The 20,490-nt window shown below is 65.2% G+C and carries 21 protein-coding genes; 7 read left to right on the top strand and 14 right to left on the bottom strand.

The features are described 5' to 3' along the window. On the top strand, positions 1-233 hold a 233-nt coding region (locus CFB17_RS19310; protein ID WP_165769662.1), incomplete at its 5' end, for a hypothetical protein. 103 nt (positions 234-336) lie between these two features. Here CFB17_RS19310 and CFB17_RS16430 read toward each other — a convergent pair. From CFB17_RS16430 to CFB17_RS16415, 4 genes are all read right to left on the bottom strand, one after another. Beyond that, positions 337-1,542: an aminotransferase class V-fold PLP-dependent enzyme gene (locus CFB17_RS16430; RefSeq protein ID WP_088562662.1), complete on the bottom strand. Its 1,206-nt coding sequence runs from the start codon at positions 1,540-1,542 to the stop codon at positions 337-339. 156 nt (positions 1,543-1,698) lie between these two features. Next, positions 1,699-2,634, bottom strand: coding sequence for a metal ABC transporter substrate-binding protein (locus CFB17_RS16425; RefSeq protein WP_088562661.1), 936 nt, complete (start codon positions 2,632-2,634; stop codon positions 1,699-1,701). A 4-nt stretch (positions 2,635-2,638) separates the two neighbouring features. Continuing rightward, positions 2,639-3,514: a metal ABC transporter permease gene (locus CFB17_RS16420; protein WP_088562660.1), complete on the bottom strand. Its 876-nt coding sequence runs from the start codon at positions 3,512-3,514 to the stop codon at positions 2,639-2,641. Next, on the bottom strand, positions 3,511-4,254 hold the full coding sequence (locus CFB17_RS16415; protein WP_088562659.1) for a metal ABC transporter ATP-binding protein: 744 nt from the start codon (positions 4,252-4,254) through the stop codon (positions 3,511-3,513). The genes CFB17_RS16420 and CFB17_RS16415 overlap by 4 nt, the downstream gene beginning before the upstream one ends. Positions 4,255-4,563: 309 nt before the next feature. On the opposite strand from CFB17_RS16415, the gene CFB17_RS16410 reads away from it, so the two are divergent. The 6 genes from CFB17_RS16410 (at position 4,564) to CFB17_RS16385 (ending at position 10,637) form a co-directional block, all read left to right on the top strand. Continuing rightward, entirely contained in the window at positions 4,564-5,196 is a 633-nt protein-coding gene (locus CFB17_RS16410; protein WP_088562658.1) for a glutathione S-transferase family protein, read from the top strand. Between the two features lie 104 nt (positions 5,197-5,300). After that, positions 5,301-6,806 (top strand): MocR-like pyridoxine biosynthesis transcription factor PdxR, encoded by a 1,506-nt coding sequence (gene pdxR, locus CFB17_RS16405; protein ID WP_088562657.1) that lies wholly within the window; start codon positions 5,301-5,303, stop codon positions 6,804-6,806. A 103-nt stretch (positions 6,807-6,909) separates the two neighbouring features. Further along, positions 6,910-7,833, top strand: coding sequence for a pyridoxal 5'-phosphate synthase lyase subunit PdxS (gene pdxS, locus CFB17_RS16400; RefSeq protein WP_407642433.1), 924 nt, complete (start codon positions 6,910-6,912; stop codon positions 7,831-7,833). A gap of 4 nt (positions 7,834-7,837) precedes the next feature. Continuing rightward, the gene (gene pdxT, locus CFB17_RS16395; protein ID WP_088562655.1) at positions 7,838-8,425 is read left to right on the top strand and encodes a pyridoxal 5'-phosphate synthase glutaminase subunit PdxT; all 588 of its coding nucleotides are present in this window, start codon (positions 7,838-7,840) and stop codon (positions 8,423-8,425) included. A 115-nt stretch (positions 8,426-8,540) separates the two neighbouring features. Next, positions 8,541-9,560 carry a hypothetical protein gene (locus CFB17_RS16390; protein WP_088562654.1) on the top strand — a complete coding sequence of 340 codons (1,020 nt, stop codon included), beginning with the start codon at positions 8,541-8,543 and terminating at the stop codon, positions 9,558-9,560. Positions 9,561-9,701: 141 nt separating this feature from the next. Next, positions 9,702-10,637: a D-2-hydroxyacid dehydrogenase gene (locus CFB17_RS16385; protein WP_088562653.1), complete on the top strand. Its 936-nt coding sequence runs from the start codon at positions 9,702-9,704 to the stop codon at positions 10,635-10,637. Between the two features lie 9 nt (positions 10,638-10,646). Here the strand turns inward: CFB17_RS16385 and CFB17_RS16380 are convergent, their stop codons facing one another. From CFB17_RS16380 to CFB17_RS19305, 10 genes are all read right to left on the bottom strand, one after another. Next, positions 10,647-11,639 (bottom strand): ABC transporter ATP-binding protein, encoded by a 993-nt coding sequence (locus tag CFB17_RS16380; RefSeq protein WP_088562652.1) that lies wholly within the window; start codon positions 11,637-11,639, stop codon positions 10,647-10,649. Beyond that, positions 11,639-12,640 (bottom strand): ABC transporter ATP-binding protein, encoded by a 1,002-nt coding sequence (locus CFB17_RS16375; protein WP_088562651.1) that lies wholly within the window; start codon positions 12,638-12,640, stop codon positions 11,639-11,641. The genes CFB17_RS16380 and CFB17_RS16375 overlap by 1 nt, the downstream gene beginning before the upstream one ends. A gap of 2 nt (positions 12,641-12,642) precedes the next feature. Then, a complete protein-coding gene (locus CFB17_RS16370) occupies positions 12,643-13,530 on the bottom strand; it encodes an ABC transporter permease (RefSeq protein ID WP_088562672.1) in 888 nt (295 codons plus the stop codon). Between the two features lie 12 nt (positions 13,531-13,542). Further along, positions 13,543-14,493: an ABC transporter permease gene (locus CFB17_RS16365; RefSeq protein ID WP_088562650.1), complete on the bottom strand. Its 951-nt coding sequence runs from the start codon at positions 14,491-14,493 to the stop codon at positions 13,543-13,545. Positions 14,494-14,677: 184 nt separating this feature from the next. After that, positions 14,678-16,321: a peptide ABC transporter substrate-binding protein gene (locus CFB17_RS16360; RefSeq protein ID WP_088562649.1), complete on the bottom strand. Its 1,644-nt coding sequence runs from the start codon at positions 16,319-16,321 to the stop codon at positions 14,678-14,680. Between the two features lie 40 nt (positions 16,322-16,361). Further along, positions 16,362-17,693: an NAD(P)/FAD-dependent oxidoreductase gene (locus CFB17_RS16355; RefSeq protein WP_088562648.1), complete on the bottom strand. Its 1,332-nt coding sequence runs from the start codon at positions 17,691-17,693 to the stop codon at positions 16,362-16,364. A 50-nt stretch (positions 17,694-17,743) separates the two neighbouring features. After that, positions 17,744-18,442, bottom strand: coding sequence for an SDR family NAD(P)-dependent oxidoreductase (locus CFB17_RS16350; protein WP_088562647.1), 699 nt, complete (start codon positions 18,440-18,442; stop codon positions 17,744-17,746). Between the two features lie 26 nt (positions 18,443-18,468). Continuing rightward, positions 18,469-19,005 carry a MarR family winged helix-turn-helix transcriptional regulator gene (locus tag CFB17_RS16345; protein WP_207762142.1) on the bottom strand — a complete coding sequence of 179 codons (537 nt, stop codon included), beginning with the start codon at positions 19,003-19,005 and terminating at the stop codon, positions 18,469-18,471. Continuing rightward, positions 19,002-19,349 (bottom strand): hypothetical protein, encoded by a 348-nt coding sequence (locus CFB17_RS16340; RefSeq protein WP_088562646.1) that lies wholly within the window; start codon positions 19,347-19,349, stop codon positions 19,002-19,004. The genes CFB17_RS16345 and CFB17_RS16340 overlap by 4 nt, the downstream gene beginning before the upstream one ends. 493 nt (positions 19,350-19,842) lie before the next feature. Further along, a complete protein-coding gene (locus CFB17_RS19305; RefSeq protein ID WP_165769661.1) occupies positions 19,843-20,007 on the bottom strand; it encodes a hypothetical protein in 165 nt (54 codons plus the stop codon). Positions 20,008-20,490 lie beyond the last annotated feature (483 nt).

Raw genomic sequence — 20,490 nt, 5'->3', positions numbered from 1 at the left:
TGGCGCGGGACAATCGGGCTGAGCTGAACCGGCTGGCGGACAAGCTGGCGTCCGAGGCCGAGCGGATGGGTACGGGCCTTGGTCCGAACGCGCTGCCGGCGTTGCGCCTGGAGGCGGTGGCGCGAGGTGTGGCGCGGTACTGGCACGAGCGGCCGGCGGAGAGCATGCAGGCGGCGATACGCTTGCAGGGTGCCCGGAAGATCGGCCGCTACGGGACCGGCCCGCCCTCGTGATGGTGGGAGGCCAGGGCTCAGACTCACCCGCGACCGACAATCCCGCCCCACCCCGGGTCCAGGGGGCGGTGCCCCCTGGCCGCCGGAGGCCGCTTCCTGCTCTCTACTCCGCCGCTGTCCTGAACGCCGTGGACTGGTCCTGGCGGTAATATTCGCTGGCGGCGGCGGTGCCGCTGCCTGGGACGACGTCGATGCCGATGTCGCGCATGGCCATTTCGGTGCCGGCGATGGCGCCCAGGCACATGAGTTCGTTGAGGTCGCCCAGGTGGCCGATGCGGAAGAGTTTACCGGCGACCTGGGAGAGGCCGGCGCCCAGAGCGAGGTTATAGCGGGTATAGGCCTGGCGGATGACGTCGGCGGCGTTGAAGCCTTGGGGGACCATGACGGCGGAGACGGTGTCGCTATGCCAGTTGGGGGCTTTGGCGCAGAGGTCGAGGCCCCAGGCGGCGACGGCCTGACGGACGCCTTCGGCCAGGCGGTGATGCCGGGCGATGACGTTGTCCAAGCCTTCCTCGAAGAGCATGTCGAGGGCGGTACGCAGGCCGTAGAGCAGCGGTAAGGGAGGCGTATAGGGAAAGTAGCCGTCCTTGTTGGCGCTGATCATGCCGTCGAAGTCGAAATAGCAGCGGCGAAGCGCATCGTTGGCGCGGGCGGTCTTGCTGGCATACAGGGCTTTCTGGCTGACGCCGGCGATGCCGAGGCCGGCTGGCAGCATGAGGCCTTTCTGGCTACCGGTGATGATGGCGTCGACCTGCCAGTCGTCCATGCGGAAGTCGATGGAGGCGATACTGCTGACGCCGTCGACGAAGAGGAGGGCCGGGTGATCAGCGGCGTCGATGGCCTGGCGGATGGCAGCGATATCGCTGGTGACGCCCGTGGCCGTCTCGTTATGGACGACCATGACGGCCTTGATCGCGTGGGCCTTGTCGGCTTCGAGGGCGGCCTGGATTTTTTCGGGCGAGGCGCCGGTACCCCATTCTTCTTCCTGGACGATGACATCCAGGCCGTGGCGCCGGGCGAGGTCGATCCAGAGGTGGCTGAACTGGCCGAAGCGGGGGGAGAGGACCTTGTCGCCGGTGGCCAGCGTGTTGGTAAGGACGGCTTCCCAGGCGCCCGTGCCGGAGGAAGGAAAGATGAAGGTCTGGCCGTCGGCCGTACGGAAGAGCTTCTTCAGGTCCTGCAGGAGCGGCAAGGTAAGCTGGGGGAAACGGGGGCTCCGGTGGTCCTCCATCGGCACGTGCATGGCCGAGAGGATTCGATCGGGAATGTTGGTAGGACCGGGAACGTGGAGAAAGTGGCGTCCGGGCACGAGTAAGCCTCCCAGGCTTTTAGGTGTTCAGCTTGAACCTAGGGAGCAGAAAGCGTGTGCGGAGAGTCAGCGATTCGCCGCACCCTGCCCGAATGGGCGGCGGCTTGTGGTCGCAGGCCATTCGGGCAGGGCACGAAGAGAAGGTGCCGTGATGGCTTAAGGGGCGAGCATGCCCGCTTTGAGGGTTTCGATATTATAGCGGATGAGGCGCTCATAGGTGGGTGCGGGGCCTTCGGGGCCAGTCAGCGATTCGGGATAAAGGCTGCCTCCCAGGCGGCCGCCGGCTTCGCGCGCAATCTGCTGGACGAGCCGAGGGTCATTGGAATTCTCCATGAAGACGACTTTGATGTGATTGCGCTTCATGAGGTCGACGAGGGCGGCCACATCTGCGGCCGAGGCTTCGGATTCGGTCGAGAAGCCCTCGGGCGAAAGGAAGGTGATGCCGTAGCGGTCGGCCATATAGCCGAAGGCGTCGTGGCTGGTTATCACCTTGCGGCGGTCCTTTGGCACCGCAGCGATCGCTTCGGCCGCCCAGGCGTCGAGCTGACGGAGGCTGGCCTCGTAGTCCTTGGCCCTGGCGTTGATGTCGGCGGCGTCCTCAGGGTCGGCGGCGGTCAGCGCCTTGGCGATGTTCTGGACGTAGATGATGCCGTTTAGGGGATTGTTCCAGGCGTGCGGGTCCGTGACGAGCTCGCGCTCCCCGTGACCGTGGTCATGGCCGCCTTCTTCCTCTTCGTCCATCTGGCGCGTCTTGATGCCGGTCGAGAGCGTTACCGGCTTGCCCTTGTAGCCCGAGGCCTTGATGAGGCGGTCCATCCAACCTTCCATGCCGAGGCCGCTCACGAAGACGATATCGGCGCTGGCGAGCTTCTCGGCGTCCTGCGGGGTAGGCTCGTAGACATGCGGGTCGCCGTTCGGTCCGACGAGCGTGGTCACCTCGACATGCGGGCCGCCTATCTGCTGCACCATATCGCCCAGGATCGTGAAGCTGGTGACAACCTTGAACTCGCGGGCTTCCGCCATGGGGGCGGCAAACACCGCTCCGGCCAGGCAAACGCCCGCCAGCCCATGACGATTGAGAAAGTGTACCATCAATTCATCCTCGATAGTTTCGGCGCCGAGGCAGGCGTGCCGTGAGGCTGCCGTGCCGACCGACGATAATGGAAAGGACGTAGAAGCCGGCAGCCGTCAGGACGATTGCCGGGCCCGAAGGCAGGCCAAAGCGATAGGACAGGAGGAGGCCGATGAAACCGGAAAGAAAGGCGGTGACGCTGGCCGTCAGACACATGCTCCAGACCTGGATGGTCCAAAAACGGGCGGTGGCAGCCGGCAGCATCATCAGGCCCACGGCCATGAGCGTGCCCAGCGCCTGGAAGCTGGCCACCAGATTGAGGACGACCAGTACGAGGAAGACCAGGTGATAGAGCTGGCCCCGACCACCCACAGCCCGCAGGAAGCCCGGATCGAGACATTCAAGGACCAGCGGACGGTAGATGAACGCCAGCACAAGCGTGCTCAAGGAGGCGATGCTCGCTACCAGGAGCAGCGCCTGATCGTCGACCGCCAAAATCGTGCCAAAGAGGATGTGCAAAAGATCGAGATTGCTACCGCGCATCGAGACCAGGAGGACGCCCAGCGCCAGCGAAGTCAGGTAGAATCCGGCAAAACTCGCATCCTCCTTGAGCATGGTGTGCCGTGCGACCAGGCCGGCCACGCCCGCCACGGCGAGGCCGGCCGCGAAGCCACCAAGCGTCAGGCCCCACAAGGAGAGGCCGCTGAAGAGAAATCCGATGGCGGCACCCGGCAGTACCGCATGTGACATGGCATCGCCGACCAGGCTCATGCGGCGGAGGAGAAGGAGAACGCCGATCGGCCCGGAGCCGATCGAGAGGGCCAGGCAGGCAACCAGGGCGCGTCGCATGAAGCCGTAGTCGAGAAAGGGCGCTACCAGCGCATAGAGCTGACTGATCATCGATGGGCTTCCGGCAAGCAAAATCCGGCCTCCTCCCAGTCCTCCGACATGCCGCGCATCCGGTGCAGATTGGCGGGCGTCATGACATTGGCGGTCGGTCCCCATTCCAGCAGGCGGCGGGCGAGCAGAAGCGTCGTGGGAAAATGCGCCCGCACCTGCTCATAATCGTGGAGGACGGCGATAATCGTGCGCTGCTCGCCATGCCAGTGCCGCACAAGGCGCAGAAGATCGGCCGTGGTCCGCTGGTCGACGGCGTTGAAGGGCTCATCCAGCAGGATGATGCTGGCATCCTGGAGGAGCAGGCGGGCGAAGAGCACGCGCTGGAACTGGCCGGCCGAGAGCGAGCCCACCGGACGCCGGGCAAAGCCTTCCAGCCCCACGGCGGACAGCGCGTCCTGCACCTGCCCCCGAATGTCCGGCCCGATCGCGCGCATGACGCCGATTCGACGCCAGGCACCAGCCGCCACGGCGTCCCCGACCATGATCGGAAAGCTGCGGTCGATCTCGGCCTGCTGCGGCAGATAGGCGATCTGCGCCCGCCCGCTGGCACAGGTGACACGGCCACGGCTGGGCCGGATCAAACCCACGATGCCCTTGAGAAGCGTGGACTTGCCAGCACCATTCGGACCAACGATGGCCGTCAGGCTGCCACACGGAAAGACGCCCGAGACATGCTGGACCGCCGGGCGACGGTCATAGGCGAGCGTCAGATCATCGAGCGTGATAGCGGCCTCGCTCATCAAATGGCCATCGCCCAAAGGACAGCCAGCCAGAGGCCAGCCAAAATGAGTCCGGCCAAGGCCAGTCGCCGCCAGGCGGACATGCCAAAGACCGACCAGTTGACGCATGCAAGCGAGCCGGCGGCGCAACGGAACACGACGAAGAGCGGAGGTGACATTGACAGCCAAGCAGCTTCCAGGTGGCAAGGAAGAGGTTTAGTTATATTATAACATTTTATTGGGCAAGGGCTGACGCGGCGATTCGACGGCGGACTGGCGCCTTCTCGTGCGGCGCGCCAGAATTCCTTCACTGCGGACCAAGGAGTAGCGATGGCTTCGACATATCGGCTGATCAGCACGCGCGGCTGGGGCTCGGCGATCATTGAGGCGGCACTGGCGCTGGGCGGCTTTGCCTATGAACTGGAGGAACTGGATCCAAACCGGCCCAAGGATCGCCAGAGGCTCTTGAGCCTCAACCCGCTGGGCCAGATACCAGTCCTTATCCTGCCGGACGGCGAGCTCATGACCGAGAGTGCCGCCATGCTGCTCCTCTTGAGCGAGCGCCAGCCGGCAACGCCGCTGGCACCACCGCCGGGCGCACCCGAACGCGCCGCCTTCCTGCGCTGGCTGGCTTTCGTGGTGGCCGCGATCTACCCCCAATATATCGTCGGCGACGGTGCCAACCGGCTGCTGCCGGGCGACGCCGACGCGGCAGCTCGATTGCTCGAGGCAACGGATGCCCAGATGATGCGGCACTGGCAGCAGATCGAAGCGGCCATCACCCCTTCGCCTTGGTTTCTCGGCCAGACCTTCTCCGTCCTCGACCTCTATGTCGTGGTGATGGTCCGCTGGCGCCCCGGCCGGGCCTGGTTCGCCGCGCATTGCCCGAAGCTCACAGCCGTCGCCGCCGCGACCGCGCGCCTGCCGAAGGTCGAGGCGATCATGCGAGCCCAGTTCGACTGAACGCCCGGGCATCGTCGATGCTTGCCTGGACTCAAGGTCCGCAGCGCCCCACAACCGCCGCAGACGACCGGTCCGGGCAATGATCGAGAGGGAGTGGCAGGCTGATGCGATCGCGGCGGGACATGACGGCCAGCTCGATCCCGGCCTATCTGCGCACGCTGGCGCTGGCACCCGAAAGCCCCGTGCCCATGCACCGCCAGCTCTATTTCGCCATTCGCGAGGCGATCCTGGACGGCTCGCTCAAGCGCGGCACGCGCCTGCCCTCGACCCGGACGCTGGCCCAGGATCTCGACGTGTCGCGCAACACCGTGCTGGCCGCCTTCGAACAGTTGACAGCCGAGGGCTATCTCGAAGGCGTCATCGGCAGCGGCTCCTTCGTGACCCTGCGCCTGCCGGAAGAGGCGCTGCAGGTGCGCGCCGAGCACGGCGCGCACACCAAGGGCAAGGCCCGCCCGCCCGGCCCATCCAGGCGCGGCGCCGATCTGATCAAGATGGCCGGCAGCCGGCCCCGCCCCACGACCTTCTCCCCCGGCATGCCGGAGCTCGCAGCCTTTCCCTTCGAGCTCTGGTCTCGGCTCCTGGCCAAGCACTGGCGCGACCCGCCGGCCAGTTTCCTGGTGGGCGGCGAGGCACTGGGCTTCAGACCGCTGCGCGAAGCGGTGGCATTCTATCTGCGGACAGCACGTGCCGTTCGCTGCACGTTCAACAACGTCATCATCGTCAGTGGCGCCCAGCAAGCCCTCGACCTCGCCGCCCGCGTGCTGATCGATCCGGGCGACAAGGCCTGGGTCGAGGAACCGGGCTATCCCGGCATCCGTGGCGCCCTTGTGGCGGGCGGCGCGGGCCTGGTTCCGGTACCGGTCGACGAGGAGGGACTTTCCGTAGCCGCCGGGCAGAGTCTGGCGCCGGACGCCAGGCTCGCCTGCGTCTCGCCCTCGCATCAATATCCACTCGGCATCACGATGAGCCTGAAGCGACGCCTCGAGCTGCTGGAATGGGCCTCGGCCGCCGACGCCTTCGTGCTTGAGGACGATTACGACAGCGAATACCGCTATGCCGGCCGGCCACTGGCGGCCCTCCAGGGCCTGGATGCCGATGGCCGCGTCATCTATGTGGGCTCGGTCAGCAAGGTCATGTTTCCCGGCCTGCGCCTGGGTTACATGGTTGTGCCGGATCATCTGATCGACGCCTTCACGGCCGTCCGGCGACTGACCGACACCCATCCACCAATGCTGGCGCAACCGGCTTTGGCCGAGTTCATCGAGGCTGGTCATCTGGTCCAGCATATTCGGCGCATGCGCAAGCTCTATGCCGAACGACAAGCGATCTTCATCGATGCCTGCAGGCAGGAACTTGACGGCCTCGTCGTCGCCAGGCCCGCCGAGGCCGGCATGCATCTCGTCGTCACGCTCAGCCAGGGCCTGGACGACCGGGCTGTTGCCAGTGCCGCTCAGGCGGAGAACATCGATGCCCCTGCCCTTTCCGGCTATTTTCTCGGGCCACCCAACCGCCAGGGCCTGCTCGTCGGCTATACGGGCGTGCCGGAGGCGACCATCCGCCGGGGAGTGCTGGGCCTGCGCCAGGCCATTCGCACCGTCGCCGCGCGTTGACGGTCAAAGTGGCCCCATGCATTTTGGTCAGAAATGGATCTTAACAGGGCCAATCATCGCCTTAATCTTCGCCGCGGGAATACTAGCGGCGGAGTGAATGCTGGTGGGCGTGGCAAATGAGACGGCCCTTCCGGGCCTGAGGGTGAAGACCGGCCTGGCCGAGATGCTCAAGGGCGGCGTCATCATGGATGTGACGGACGCGGCCCAGGCAGAGATCGCCGAGGCGGCGGGAGCCGTGGCGGTCATGGCGCTGGAGCGCGTGCCGGCGCAGATCCGGGCGGAAGGCGGGGTTGCCCGCATGGCCTCGCCCAAGAAGATCAAGGAGATCATGGCGGCCGTCTCGATCCCGGTGATGGCCAAATGCCGGATCGGTCATTTCGTCGAGGCGCAGATTCTCCAGGAGCTGGGCGTCGACTTTATCGACGAATCGGAGGTGCTGACGCCGGCCGATGAGCTGAACCATGTCGACAAGCACGCCTTCAGGACGCCGTTCGTCTGCGGCGCGCGCGACCTCGGCGAGGCGCTCCGCCGCATCGGCGAGGGTGCCGCCATGATCCGCACCAAGGGCGAGGCCGGCACCGGCGACGTCATCCACGCCGTCAAGCATATGCGGCAGATCGTCAAGGACATACGAGGACTCACCGTCATGGGTGAGGAGGAGCTCTATGTGGCGGCCAAGGGCCTGGGCGCCCCCCTCGAACTGGTGCGCGCCGTCGCCAAGACAGGCCGTCTGCCAGTACCCAATTTCTCCGCCGGCGGCATCGCCACGCCGGCTGACGCTGCCTTGATGCGCCAATTGGGGGCGGAGGCGGTCTTCGTCGGCTCGGGCATCTTCATGCGCGATTCCACCGAGTTCGCCGCTCCGGCAGAGGCCGCGGCACGCGCCCGGGCAATCGTCAAGGCGACGACGCATTACGAGGATGCCGGTTTGCTGGTCGCCGCCAGCGAGGATTGCACCGGAGCCATGAAGGGCCTGGCGGTGGCCGCCCTCGAAGCCGGCCAGCTGCTGCAGACGCGAGGCTGGTAGACACATGGATGCGACGACGCCAAGCATCGGCGTCCTGGCCCTGCAGGGAGGCTATGCCGCGCACGCCGCGGCTCTGGCCGACCTCGGCCAGCCATGCCGGGAGGTTCGCCGCCCGCAGGCGTTGGACGGCCTGGACGGACTGATCATCCCGGGCGGCGAATCGACGGTGCTGCTGCGCCTGCTCGAGAGCGAGGATTTCTTCGCCAGGCTCTGCACCTTCGCCCGCCAACACCCCGTCTTTGGCACCTGCGCCGGCGCCATCTTGATGGCCGCCCGCGTTTTGGATCCGGCGCAGCCCTCACTGGGCTGCCTGGATGTCACGGTCAGGCGCAATGCCTATGGACGGCAGAACGATTCGGTCGTCCAGACCGGTCGCACGCTGCTGCCCGGCCCGGACCTCGAAATGGTCTTCATCCGCGCACCGCGCATCGAGAGCGCGGGGGCAGAGGTCGAAACACTTGCCTGGCGCGATACCTCTCCGGTGCTGGTCAGGCAAGGCTCGCACCTGGCCGCGACCTTCCATCCGGAACTTGGCCAGGACCGTCGCGTGCATCGCTTGTTTCTCGACATGGTCGCCGCCCACGCAAGCTGAGCGGAACGGACGGCATTGCGCGCGGGGTAGTCTGGGAGCGCAGGGAATATATGAATATTGCCAGACAGCCGGAAACGGCGGCACCCTTGCCGGCAAAGCGCAGGAGCGCGCGTAGATGGCACTAGCACCCATTTTCTGGTCGAAAGCCGCAAGGCGTCTCGAAGAGCCGGATTTCGTCGCCCGTCTCGGCCAGCGCATGCGACCCGATCCGGAGAATGCGCCGCCCTTCGCGCCCGGAATCAGCTTTGCCGGCATCCTCATGGACGCACCCTTCGCGCTGCCGCGCTCGAAGACCTCGCAGCCCTTCGCTGGCACGGCGCTCACTTTCGCCAACTGGACCAAGCGTCAGGAACGCGACCGGCGTTACACGGCCATGCTCGCGGACGCACAGTTCGCCCGGACGCCGATCCTCCTGGTCGAGGGCGATTCCTGGGCGCAATTCCCGGTCGAGCTGACCGACATGATCGCCTACAGCTCGCAATCCTTCATCGTGAAGAGCCTGGCCGCTGCCGGCGACACGTTCCAGAACATGGTCGACGAAGCGGAATATACACGCGCATGGCAGGGCCCCGACCTGCCCAGCGCCTTATTTCTCTCTGCCGGCGGCAATGACATTATCGGTGCCGATCTGAATGGACGCTCCGCCCTCCACGACCTCGTCGCACCAAGCGCAAGCGGCGCCTATGACCCGGCCTTGATCAACCAGGCGGCCCTCACGGCCAAGCTCGACATGATCGAGCGCCTTACCGCGACCATGGCCGGACACATCGATCGGCCGCTCTTCATCCACGGCTATGCCAATGTCCATCCGGGCGGCAATGAGGGCGAATGGCGCCATCCGACATGGACGAGTGTCGATAAATGGCTGGGCAGCGTGCTGCGTGAGCTCGGCTATAAGGGGCAGCCGGCACAAGATGCCGTCATTCGCCATCTGATCGGCGCCTTGAACGATCGGCTGGCAGGGCTGGCCGGCCGTTATCCCGGGAAGATCGTGCATGTCGATCTCCGCGACGTGCGGCTCGTCCAGCACGAGGACTGGTACGACGAGATCCACCCCAACAGCCAGGGCTTTGCCAAGCTCGGCCAGAAAATCTTCGAGGTCCTGGTCGCAGCGGGCGTCTCGCAGCGACGCTGAATGCCGCCGCGCCTGCGCTGATTAGGCCCAGGCCTGCCGCCTGCCACCGTCTTCAGACCGGCATCGTTCGATGCTAGGCCAGGGGCGAGCCCATAATGCAGGGCCGCTCCCGCGGCCGAACGAACGACAGGAGAGGCAGGCATGGCGCATTCAATCGTGTTCCTGGATCGCGAGACGCTGGGCGCCACGCTGAAGGAGCCGGCCTTTCCCCATCATTATGCCGAGTATCAGCGCACGCCCCCTGAGGAGATCGTCCCGCGCCTCAAGGACGCTTCGATCTGCATCACCAACAAGGTGCCGCTGCGCCGGGCAACACTGGAGCAATTGCCGGCGTTGAAACTCATCGCCGTCGCCGCGACGGGCACGGACATCGTCGACAAGGATGCCGCCAAGGAGCGCGGCATCACGATCGTCAATATCCGCAACTACGCCTTCAACACCGTGCCCGAGCACGTCATCGCCTTGATGTTCGCGCTGCGGCGGAGCCTCGTTGCCTACGCCAACGACGTGGCCGCCGGGGCCTGGCAGCGGGCCAGCCAGTTCTGCTTCGTTACCCATCCGATCAACGACATCGCCGGCTCGACGCTGGGCATTGTCGGCTTCGGTGCCATCGGCAAGGCGATAGCTAGCCGTGCCGAAGCTTTGGGCATGCGCGTCCTGGCCCACGATGTCATGCCAGCCGAGGGGCTGGTCGACCTGCCAACGCTGATCAGGGAAAGCGACGTCATCACGCTGCACGTGCCGCTGACCGAGACGACGAGCCACATGATCGGTGCCGCCGAGCTCCAGGCCATGAAGAAAAATGCGATCCTGATCAACACGGCTCGCGGCGGCCTCGTCGACGAGGCCGCGCTGGCGACGGCCCTCAAGGAAGGCCAGATCGCGGGTGCCGGCTTCGACGTCCTGACCGAGGAGCCACCCAAGAACGGCAATCCCCTCCTGGACCCTTCCATTCCCAACCTGATCGTCACGCCGCACATCGCCTGGGCCAGCCGCGAGGCCATGCAGATCCTGGCCGACCAGCTCATCGACAATATCGATGCCTTCGTGGCCGGCCAGCCGCGCAACGTCGTCTAAAGCCGGCCTTCAGCCTCGCCGAAGCTCCAGCTCCGGCCGGATGCAGGCAGCGAAGTGGCCGGGGGCGAGTTCGGCCAGCGGCGGCCTGGCGGCGGCGCACCCGGGGATCGCATAGGCGCAGCGCGTGCGGAAAGCGCAGCCCGAGGGCGGGTTGAGCGGGCTTGGCACATCACCCTCCAAGAGGATCCGCTGGCGATTCGCCCTGGGATCGGGCACCGGTGCGGCTGAGAAGAGCGCCTCGCTATAGGGGTGGCGCGGCCGCGCATAGAGAGAGGCCACGGGCGCAAGCTCGACGATGCGACCCAGATACATGACGGCGACGCGATCGGAGATATAGCCGACGACGGCCAGGTCATGGGCGATGAAGAGGATGGTGACACCCATGCGGCGACGGATCTCGAGGAGCAGCGAGACGACCTGCGCCTGCACGGAGACATCGAGCGCCGAGACCGCCTCGTCGGCGACGAGGAAATCGGGCTCGAGGATGATGGCCCGGGCGATGCCGATCCGCTGGCGCTGGCCGCCGGAGAATTCATGCGGATAGCGGGCGGCATGACCGGGACGGAGCCCCACGAGATCCAGGACCTCGGCCACCTTGCGCTGGCGGGCGGCGCGATCGCCGCCCCGGCCGTGAATCCGCAAGGGTGCCTCCAGGATCTGGCCCACGGTCATCTTCGGGTTCAAGGACGAATAGGGATCCTGGAAGATCAGCTGCATGCGCGCCCTGAGCGGCCGGAGCTGGCGCTGGCTCATGGGGGCGATGTCCTGCCCGGCGAAGTCGACGCGCCCGGCGGTCGGCTGGTCTCCCAGGCGCAACAGCATGCGGCCGACCGTCGACTTGCCCGAGCCGGATTCGCCGACAAGGCCCAGGATCTCGCCCTTCTGGATCACGAACGAGATGTCGTCGACGGCGCGGACCAGCCCACCGCCCCGACCGAGCCAGCTCCGGCCCACGGCGTAATGCTTCGAGAGATGGTCGATCTCGAGGAGCGGCTGATCCATCAGGCGGCCTCCATGGCTTCGCGCCAGCGCAGGCAGCGGACATCGTGACCGGGCTGGGCCGCCTCGAGCGGCGGTGTCCGCTGATCGCAAAGGCCCCCCTGGCGATGCGTGCAGCGCGGATTGAAGGCACAGCCTTTGGGCGGGTGAGCCGGATCCGGCACGGCACCCGGTATCGAGGTCAAAGGCGGTTTCTCCTTGGCGAAAATGTCGAGGCGCGGCACGGCCCCGAGCAGGCCGCGCGTATAGGGCATCAAGGGCTTGGCGAAGAGCGGATCGACAGCCGCCTGCTCGACGATGCGGCCGGCATACATGACCATGACCCGGTCGGCGATCTCGGCCACGACACCGAGATTATGGGTGATGAAGAGCATGGCCATGCCCGTTCTCGCCTGCAGGTCGCGCAAGAGTTCCAGGACCTGCGCCTGAATGGTGACATCGAGGGCCGTCGTCGGCTCGTCGGCGATCAGGACCTTGGGGTCGCAGGCGAGTGCGATGGCGATCATGACGCGCTGACGCATGCCGCCTGACATCTCGTGCGGGAAGGCCTGTGCCCGCCGGAGCGGGTCCGGGATGCCGACCAGCTCCAAGAGCTCGACGGCGCGGTCAAGGGCATCCCGCCTGCCAAGCCCCTTATGGAAGCGCACCGATTCGGCGATCTGCTCGCCTACCCGGTGCACCGGATTGAGCGACGTCATGGGCTCTTGGAAGATCATCGCGATCTCGTTGCCGCGCACGCCGCGCATCCCGGCCTCGGTCAGGTACAGGAGATCCCTTCCCTCGAGGAGCACGCGGCCGCCGATGCGACAGCGCGGCTCGCCCGGCAGGAGCCGCATGAGCGCCAGCGAGGTGACGCTCTTGCCGGAGCCCGATTCGCCGACGAGCGCCAGGGTCTGGCCGGCGGCCAGCTCGAAATCGACGTCGCGGACGACATGCACCTCGCCGCCGCCACGGCCGCGAAAACGGACGTTCAGGCCACGCACGGACAGGATCGGCTGGGTCATGCTCAAGCGTCCAGGCGCGGGTCGAGCGCGTCGCGCAGCCCGTCGCCGATGAAATTGAAACCGGTCACGGCCGCCGTGATGGCCAGGCCCGGAAAGATGGCCAGCCAGGGGGCCGAGGTCAGATATTGCTGCGCACTGTTCAGCATATTGCCCCAGGACGGCAGCGGCGGCTGAATGCCGTAGCCCAGAAAGCTCACATAGGATTCGAGCAGAATGGCGCGGGCCACGTTCAAGGTGGCGGCAACTACGATCGGCGCCACCGCATTGGGCAGGATCTCGGCGAAGATGATCCTGGCATCCGAACTGCCGATCATCATGGCGGCGATGGCGAAGTCACGCTCGCGCAAGGTCTTGAACTGGCCCTCCACGACCCTGGCCACCTCCATCCACGAGGTGAAGGCGATGATGGCCGTGATGGTCCACACGCCCGGCTGGATGAAGGCCGCCAGCGTCAGGAGAAGGAAGATGTTGGGAAAGCAGAGCATGGCGTCGACGAAGCGCATGAGCGCGCCGCCCAGAGCCCTTCCGTAGAAGCCGGCCACCGCACCGATGGCGGTGCCGACCAGGGTTGAGAGGATCATGGCGGCAAAGCCCACGGCCAGCGACACCTGGCCCGCCGTCATCAGCCGCGCCATGAGGTCACGGCCAAGCGGGTCCGCGCCCAGCCAGTGCGGCCCCATGAAGGGTACCTGGAAACGGTTGCGCATATCGATGCGCAAATCGTCGAACGGATAGAGATGTGGTCCGAGAAACGAGCCCAGGACGAGGACCAGGATCATGACCACGCCCACCATGGCCAGCCGGTGGCGCACGAATCGCCGCACGGCCCGAAAGCGCGCCGCCGGAGCGATATCCTCGATCGGCTGGGCTGGAAGGGTCGCCTCACTCATCGTCATCCCTCCTCAGGTCAAGCGGATGCGCGGATCGGCGACGGCATAGAGCACGTCCGCCAAGAGATTGCCCAGGAGCACGAAGACGGCCGAGAACATCAAGACGCCCATGACCACGGGATAGTCGCGATAGTTCAAGGAATCGAGGAAGAGCCGCCCCATGCCGGGCCAGGTAAAGACCGTCTCGGCGACGAGCGCGCCCGAAAGGATCGTCGGGATCTGCAGCCCCGCCACGGTGATCATCGGCAAGATCGCGTTGCGCATCGCGTGTTTCCGGAGGACCACGTGCTCCGGCAGCCCCTTGGCGCGCGCCGTCCGGATGAAATCCTGGCCCTGCACATCCAGCATGGCCGAGCGCATGTAGCGGCTCCAGATCGCCACGGTCACGAGGGTCAAGACGAGGCAGGGCAGGACCAAATGATGCGCGTAGTCGAGGAAGGACGCATCGCCCACGGTGTACATGTTGCCGGCCGGAAACCAGGGCAGCTTGACCGAGAACAGATAGATCGCGATCAGTCCGAACCAGAAGGTTGGGATGGAGAGGCCGATCATGGCCCCGATCGTCGCCAGATAATCGAAGATCGAGTAGCGCCGGATGGCGCCAAGAACACCGATCCAGGTACCGATGATCATCGCCAGCAGCGTGGAGGCGCCCATCAGGAGCAGGGTGGCGAAGAGATGCGAGCCGATGATCGCCAGCACGGGCTGGCTATCCCGATAGGACTGGCCCCAGTCGCCGATCAAAAGACGACTGAGCCACTCCCAGTACTGGACGGGCAAGGGCCGGTCGAGCCCCATCTGATGGGCGATCCGGGCCAGTTGCTCCTGGGTCATGCCGGGCGTCAGCGCGAACTGGGCAAGCGGTCCACCCGGCGCCAGATAGAGCACGAAGAAGCCGATCAACGAGACGATCCAGAGCAAAAGGATGCTCTGCAGCAAACGCGAGCCCAGATAGCGCATCATCGCTCAAAATTCCTTTGCCGATAAAGGCTGCTCAGTATCGCCGACGGCGATCCGATGGTGCTCGCGACCCTCTCGGGCCCGTCATCATCAGTCAGCCCGCCACCGAATGACGAAGCCATAAAGGGCTCCACCGCCAGGCATAGGAATGGCGATGGTCCGTCGACAAGCTTGGCCGCTGGCGGCCTCAGCTCCAGGACCAATCGCGGACGTTCCAAAGATTGGACTGGACGTTGATGCTGGCCTTGAAGCCGTTCAGCCCCTTCTTCACGCCTTCGATGAGCGTATATTGGAAGAGCGGCAGAAACGGCAGGTCGTGGCGGGTATGCTCCTGCATCGTCTTATAGGCCTGGGTCCGTTTCGCACGGTCCAGCGTCGAGGCCGCCTCCGCCAGCAGACGATTGACCTCGGGATTGTCGTACTGGGTCGTGTTCTGGCCGTTGCCGCCCTTGGCCGGCGTCTGCTTGCCACCGAAATAGTCGGTCGCATCCGGATCCGGGCCGACCATGAAGCCGATGCCGACGATGACGCTGTCGAATTTCGACATCATCCAATAGTCGCCCCACATAACCGCCGGCGGCAGGTTGTGGATCTCCATCTTGACGCCGATATCGCCCCAGTTCTGCTGGATCAGCTGCTGGGCCTGCTCGCGCAGATGGTTGCCGGCCGTGGTGGAATTCAAAAAGGACAGCTTGACGCCATTCTTCTCGCGAATGCCGTCGGCACCGGGCTTCCAGCCCGCGGCATCCAGGATCGCCTTGGCCTTCTCCGGATCATAACTCTGCTTGGGCAGGTCGGGGTTGAAGGCCCAGGATTGCTGCGGCAGGTAGGACTCGGTCGCTTTCGGCAGGCCGTAATAGATCGAATCGATCAGGCTCTGCTTGTCAATGGCGTAATAGAGCGCCTCGCGTACCGCCTGATCCTGGAATTGCGGCTTGCCGAGATTGAAACCGATATTTTCGATCGTAGCGACAAGGTTGGCCTGCACCACCCGGTCCGGCAGCTTGCTCGCTTCCTCATAATGATCTGCCGTGATGCCCTGCAGGCCCGTATGATCGATGTCACCTGTTTGAAACTGCGTGTACATGACGGTCAGATCGGGGATGTACTTGATGACCAGCCGCTCGACATGCGGCCCGTCACCGAAGAAATCGGGGTTGCCCGCCAGCGTGATATGGTCGCCCGCCACGCGTTCCTGCCACTTGAAGGCGCCCGTGCCGACCGGTGCGGTGTTCAACGTCGAATCGTTGGCACTGGCGGCCTTCTCGACGACGTGCTTGGGCACGATGAAGGTCCAGGCGAGGATGGCCGCATAGGGTGCGTAGACCTCCTTCATCGTCCAAACGATCTCGGTCGGGCTCTTGACCTCGACCTTGGTTACGAGCTCGTGGCCCTGTCGCTTGGCGGCCCTGAAATCGGGATTGTTTAAAAGGTCGATCGTATATTTGACGTCGTCGGCGCTGAAGGGCTGACCGTCATGCCACTTCACCCCTTCGCGCAGCTTGACGGTCCAGGTCAGGCCGTCGGCCGAGATGCCGCCATTTTCCTGGGTCGGGATCTCGGTTGCGAGCTGCGGGATGAAGTCGCCCTTTTCGTCCACGCCCCAAAGCGGGCTATAAATGGCCCAATAGACGGCCTCGTCCACCTCGATATGCGGCATCAGCGGATTGAAGAAGGTCGGTTCCTGCGAGAGCCCCGCTATGATCTGGCCCTTCATCGCCTTGCCGCCGGCGGCCAGCACGGGTCGCGGCAAGGTCGCCGCCAGGAGGCCGGCACCGCCGAGTTGGAAAAGCCGCCGCCGCGCCAACCCGTTCGTCGTCTGGATGCTCATTTCCTCACTCCCCCTGTTGCGCGCTGAAAGGCCGCGTGGTTCAGACGCCGGCGTCCAGCCAGATCTTGGAACCGTCGAAAAACCGCGACAGCCTGAAATCGCTCGGATCGACCAGCGGCGTTGCCCCGGTGACGAGATCTGCCAGGAGAGCGCCCGCCCCCGGGCCGATCCCGAAACCGTGGCCGGAGAAACCCGTGCCGATGAAGAACCCGGGCAGGCTGTCCACCGGCGAGATGACCGGCACCGCATCCGGCGTGACGTCGATCAGTCCCGCCCAATGCTGCTCGACCTTGGCTCCCTTGAAGACAGGGAAATCCTCCGCCAGGCGGCCAAGCGCCGTGTCCGGCAGTTTCTTGATCGGCGTCGGATCGAGCGTGCGCGTCTGCTCAAACGGCGTCGCCTTGTCGAGATCCCACTTCTTCGGCATGCGCAGCTCGGTCATGAAGCGATCGTCTAGGCGCAGCTGGATCGCCCCCCATTCATGCTTCAGCGCCGGCAGGAACTTGGCGAAGAAGGCGAAGGTATCTGGAACGAGCGGATGAATATTGGAGTTGCCATCGGCGATGTTGTAGCCACCGTCCAGCCGCTTTCTGTAGGCATAGCGACTGGTCCACATTGCCGTCTCCGGCCCTCCATCCAGGGGTGCCGTGCGCAGGACCGAGGAGAGCACCTTGAGCTGCGGCAAGGTGATGCCGAGGCTGCCCGAGAAGAGCCGCGACCAGGCCCCCCCGGCCAGCACTACAGCGTTGCAGGCAATCCGGCCCTTCTCCGTAACCACGCCCGAGACCCGACCGCCCGTGGTCTCAACTCCTCGTACCGCACATTGCTGGAGGACCGTGGCGCCCATCGCCCGCGCGCCACGAGCGATCGCCGGTGCCGCCTTCTGCGGCTCGGCACGGCCGTCCGACTTCGTGTAGAGCGCCCCCTTGAGCTTCCGGGTCATGCCGGGTGTCAGCTCCTCGAGCTCCTTGCCACTGATGAGCCGGGAATCGAGCTGATAGGGCCGGGCCACCTCGTCCGCCCAGGTCTCGCGGACGGCCAAGGCCTCGTCAGTCTCGCAGGCATAGAGAATACCGGTACGACGAAAGCCGGTCTCACCGCCCACCAGTTCGTTCATGCCCTCCCATAGCCTGAGCGCGCTGATGACGAGCGGCACCTCCCGCCGATCCCGCCCCATCTTGCGCACCCAGCCCCAGTTCCGGCTCGATTGCTCGCCCGCGATATGTCCCTTCTCGCATAAGGTGACGGAAATACCGCGCCTGGCCAGCGCCAGCGTCGTAGACGTGCCGACGATGCCGCCACCAATGACGACGACATCCGACGTGGCAGGCAGCTTGTCGCTGTTCTCGACGATATCGACCTGGGGTCCCATAGAAGATCAGGCAATCATGATGAGGTTGATGACGAGGGCTTTGCCGAGGATCAGAAGGAGTCGTCCAACCGGCAATTGACGGGGATTTCGGCGATGCTGGCGGTATTGGGCAGATCAAGAAGCATGGCCGTGATCCGGGCCAGGTCCTCGGGCTGGGTCATGCTGGCGGGATCCTGGCCCGTCAGGCTCATGGCCATGTCGGTTGCGACGAAGCCCGGACAGAGGGCCGTACAGCGAACGCCCTGCTCGAAGCCCGCATGGCGGAGCGCATGTGCCAGACCAAGCGCCGCGAACTTGGTCATCGCGTAGGCACCGCTGGACGCCGACTTGACGCGCTTGCCTGAAAGCGAGGCTACGACGACAATGCGACCCTTGCCCGAGGCCAGTAGATCGGGCCATGCGGCGCGCGCGAGGCGCAAGGGCGCGTTGACATTCACCTCGGCCATGCGATCGAATTCCTCGTCCGCGACCTCGACGACCGATTTCGGTACCATGATGCCGGCATTGAGGATGAGCGCGTCGATGCGGCCGAACCGTTCCCGCGTAGCCGCGGCCCAGGCTTTTTCGCTTTGCCGGTCGAGGGCGTCATAAGCGGCCGTCAGGACGCTCGGCCCTCTGAATTGGGCCAGGGTGTCGACGTCGCGCGCGCCAAGGCTGAGCCGCCAGCCGGCATGCCCCAGATGGCGGGCGATGGTCTTACCGATGCCGCGGCTGGCACCGGAGATCATGACGACGCGCTGCTCGCTCATTGGCCAATCATTCCATGCAATCCACTTCAGGGTTCAATCGAACCGGGCAGGTCGGTCACGCGCGCCCGGTAGAGCTTCTTCAATATGCTCAAGAGGCTCTGGCGTTCGGCCGCCGAGAGTGCGGCGAAAAAGCGGTCATTCTGCCGGAGCGCGATTTCGCGAACATGCGTGGCCAGGGCCTCTCCGGCATCGGTCAGATAGAGTTGGTGTGCGCGCCGCTCGTCGCTCTGGACGCGCTGTTCCACCAACCCCTCGCGCTGCATCTGATCCAAAAGCCGTGCCAAGGCGGAGCGATCCTTCAAGATGTAATGCGCGATCACGGAAGGTCGGATGCCCGGATTGGCGCCGATCAGCAGCAAGGTGGCGATCTTGCCGGTCCCTTTGGCGACGGGCAGCCCCGCCATTTCCGCATCGAGGTCATGGTTCAGAGTCTGCACCACCGAACGGGCATAGAAGCTCAAGAGATCTTTGAAGATGTCGAACTCGACCCGCGAGACATCGATCGTCTTGGGCGTCAGGCGCCGGCGGCGATCGTCAAACCGAGACGGGTCAGGCGCGCTCAAAAGGGCGGCGCCTTGAGGCCGGCCCGGCGCGCAGCCAGCCCATCCACCAGGCGTGACCAGGCGAGATAGGCGCGTGGTGCCACCGACATGAAGCCCGATGCCCGCAGCGTCGGCTCGGACCGCATCGCCATGTCGGCTGCCGGCACGCTTTGCGCCCAATCGGCCAGCACGGTGCCCATCATGGTGCCGGTCGGCACGCCGCGCGCGGAACAGCCGGCACCGGCCATGCAGACCCGCACGCTTGTCTCACGCTCGAGCCGCAAGGTCGTCGCGGGCGGCGCCATTGCCGTCGCATGCCAGAGCGGCGGCTCCAGCGGCGCACGCCAAACGGAATCAAGTCCCATAGGACTCCTGCCTGGATGCCGCCGGCGCCGATCCGCCAGGCGACATTCATCTTGGCGTCTCGCCTTATGAAGCGATGAATGCCGTTCCTTGGCCCGATTTCTTGAGCATAATGGATTCCATCAACAATTGACGGCGTCAAGTGTCTATCATCTGGCTGTCACACCATGGCCCGTGCAGGGTCCGCCTACTGGCGGCTCGACATGGAGGAGGCATCTTTGACGTTGCCGCGCCTGCGGGCGACCGGCTTCAGCAGTCTTTAGCGCTGAACGACGTGCGGGCGTGACGAACGTGGCCGCAGGCATTCAGCGAGGGGCCTGATCACGATGCCTTGCTTAGTCGAGGAGTTGACGCCCTTCGTCCTCCGGCTGCTTCCGCAATTCCTGGCAAGGGCGTAGCCGGGCCTACCAGGTCGCGGGAGTGAGGGATGAAACCGCTACCATTTTGAATCAGGAAGTACAGATCTAAGCTGCTTCAAGATAACGGTCGAATGCCTCAGGACGCTATTTTGGGGGCCAGGCGATCGGCGAGATAACCGGTCAGCACGAGGGCCGTTGCGATCGCCACTTTGTCGTAGCTCGGCTCAAAGGCGGCCACCGTCGCCCAGGCACAGGCGGCCATGATGGCGAGCGAGGGAAAGAGATGTATTGTGCGCTGCAACATAGCGCCAAATAGGCGACTCGTCTCCGATGCGCCAAGCCCTCCCGCGTGCAGGCCACGCATGCACCGATGAAGACGCTGCTGGCATGACAAATCCTTTGGCAGGCTGCCTGACGGCGTGCGCCCTCAGGGGGACGGCTTACCCTCCCGCCGTTCATCCAACTCGTCCGGCACCACAGCGCCCCTCGTCCCGGCTGCACCAGGGGCCTGATCGTACGCGAAGAGACTCCGGCCCTCCTCGTGCAGCCCGCGCAACAATTCTTGCCGCCGTACGGTCGGCGTCGATGCGCTCGCCAACTCACGATATTGAGCCAGCATCCTCGCCGAAGTGAAATGGTCCATGTTCATGAGCGGCTACTCTCTCGGCGGTGCTGGGAGACCCGGTGCCGCCGAAACCTATCACCTAACAACTTATAGGCGAGAAGAATTTCACAGCGCCGCGCGATTGTCGGACGGCGTGTCCGCCATGCCGGATTCGAACCA

Source organism: Arboricoccus pini (genome assembly GCF_900187945.1).
GTDB lineage: Bacteria > Pseudomonadota > Alphaproteobacteria > Geminicoccales > Geminicoccaceae > Arboricoccus > Arboricoccus pini.
Note: the sequence above shows the minus strand (reverse complement) of the source record. Positions and strands in the feature narration are given on the sequence as shown.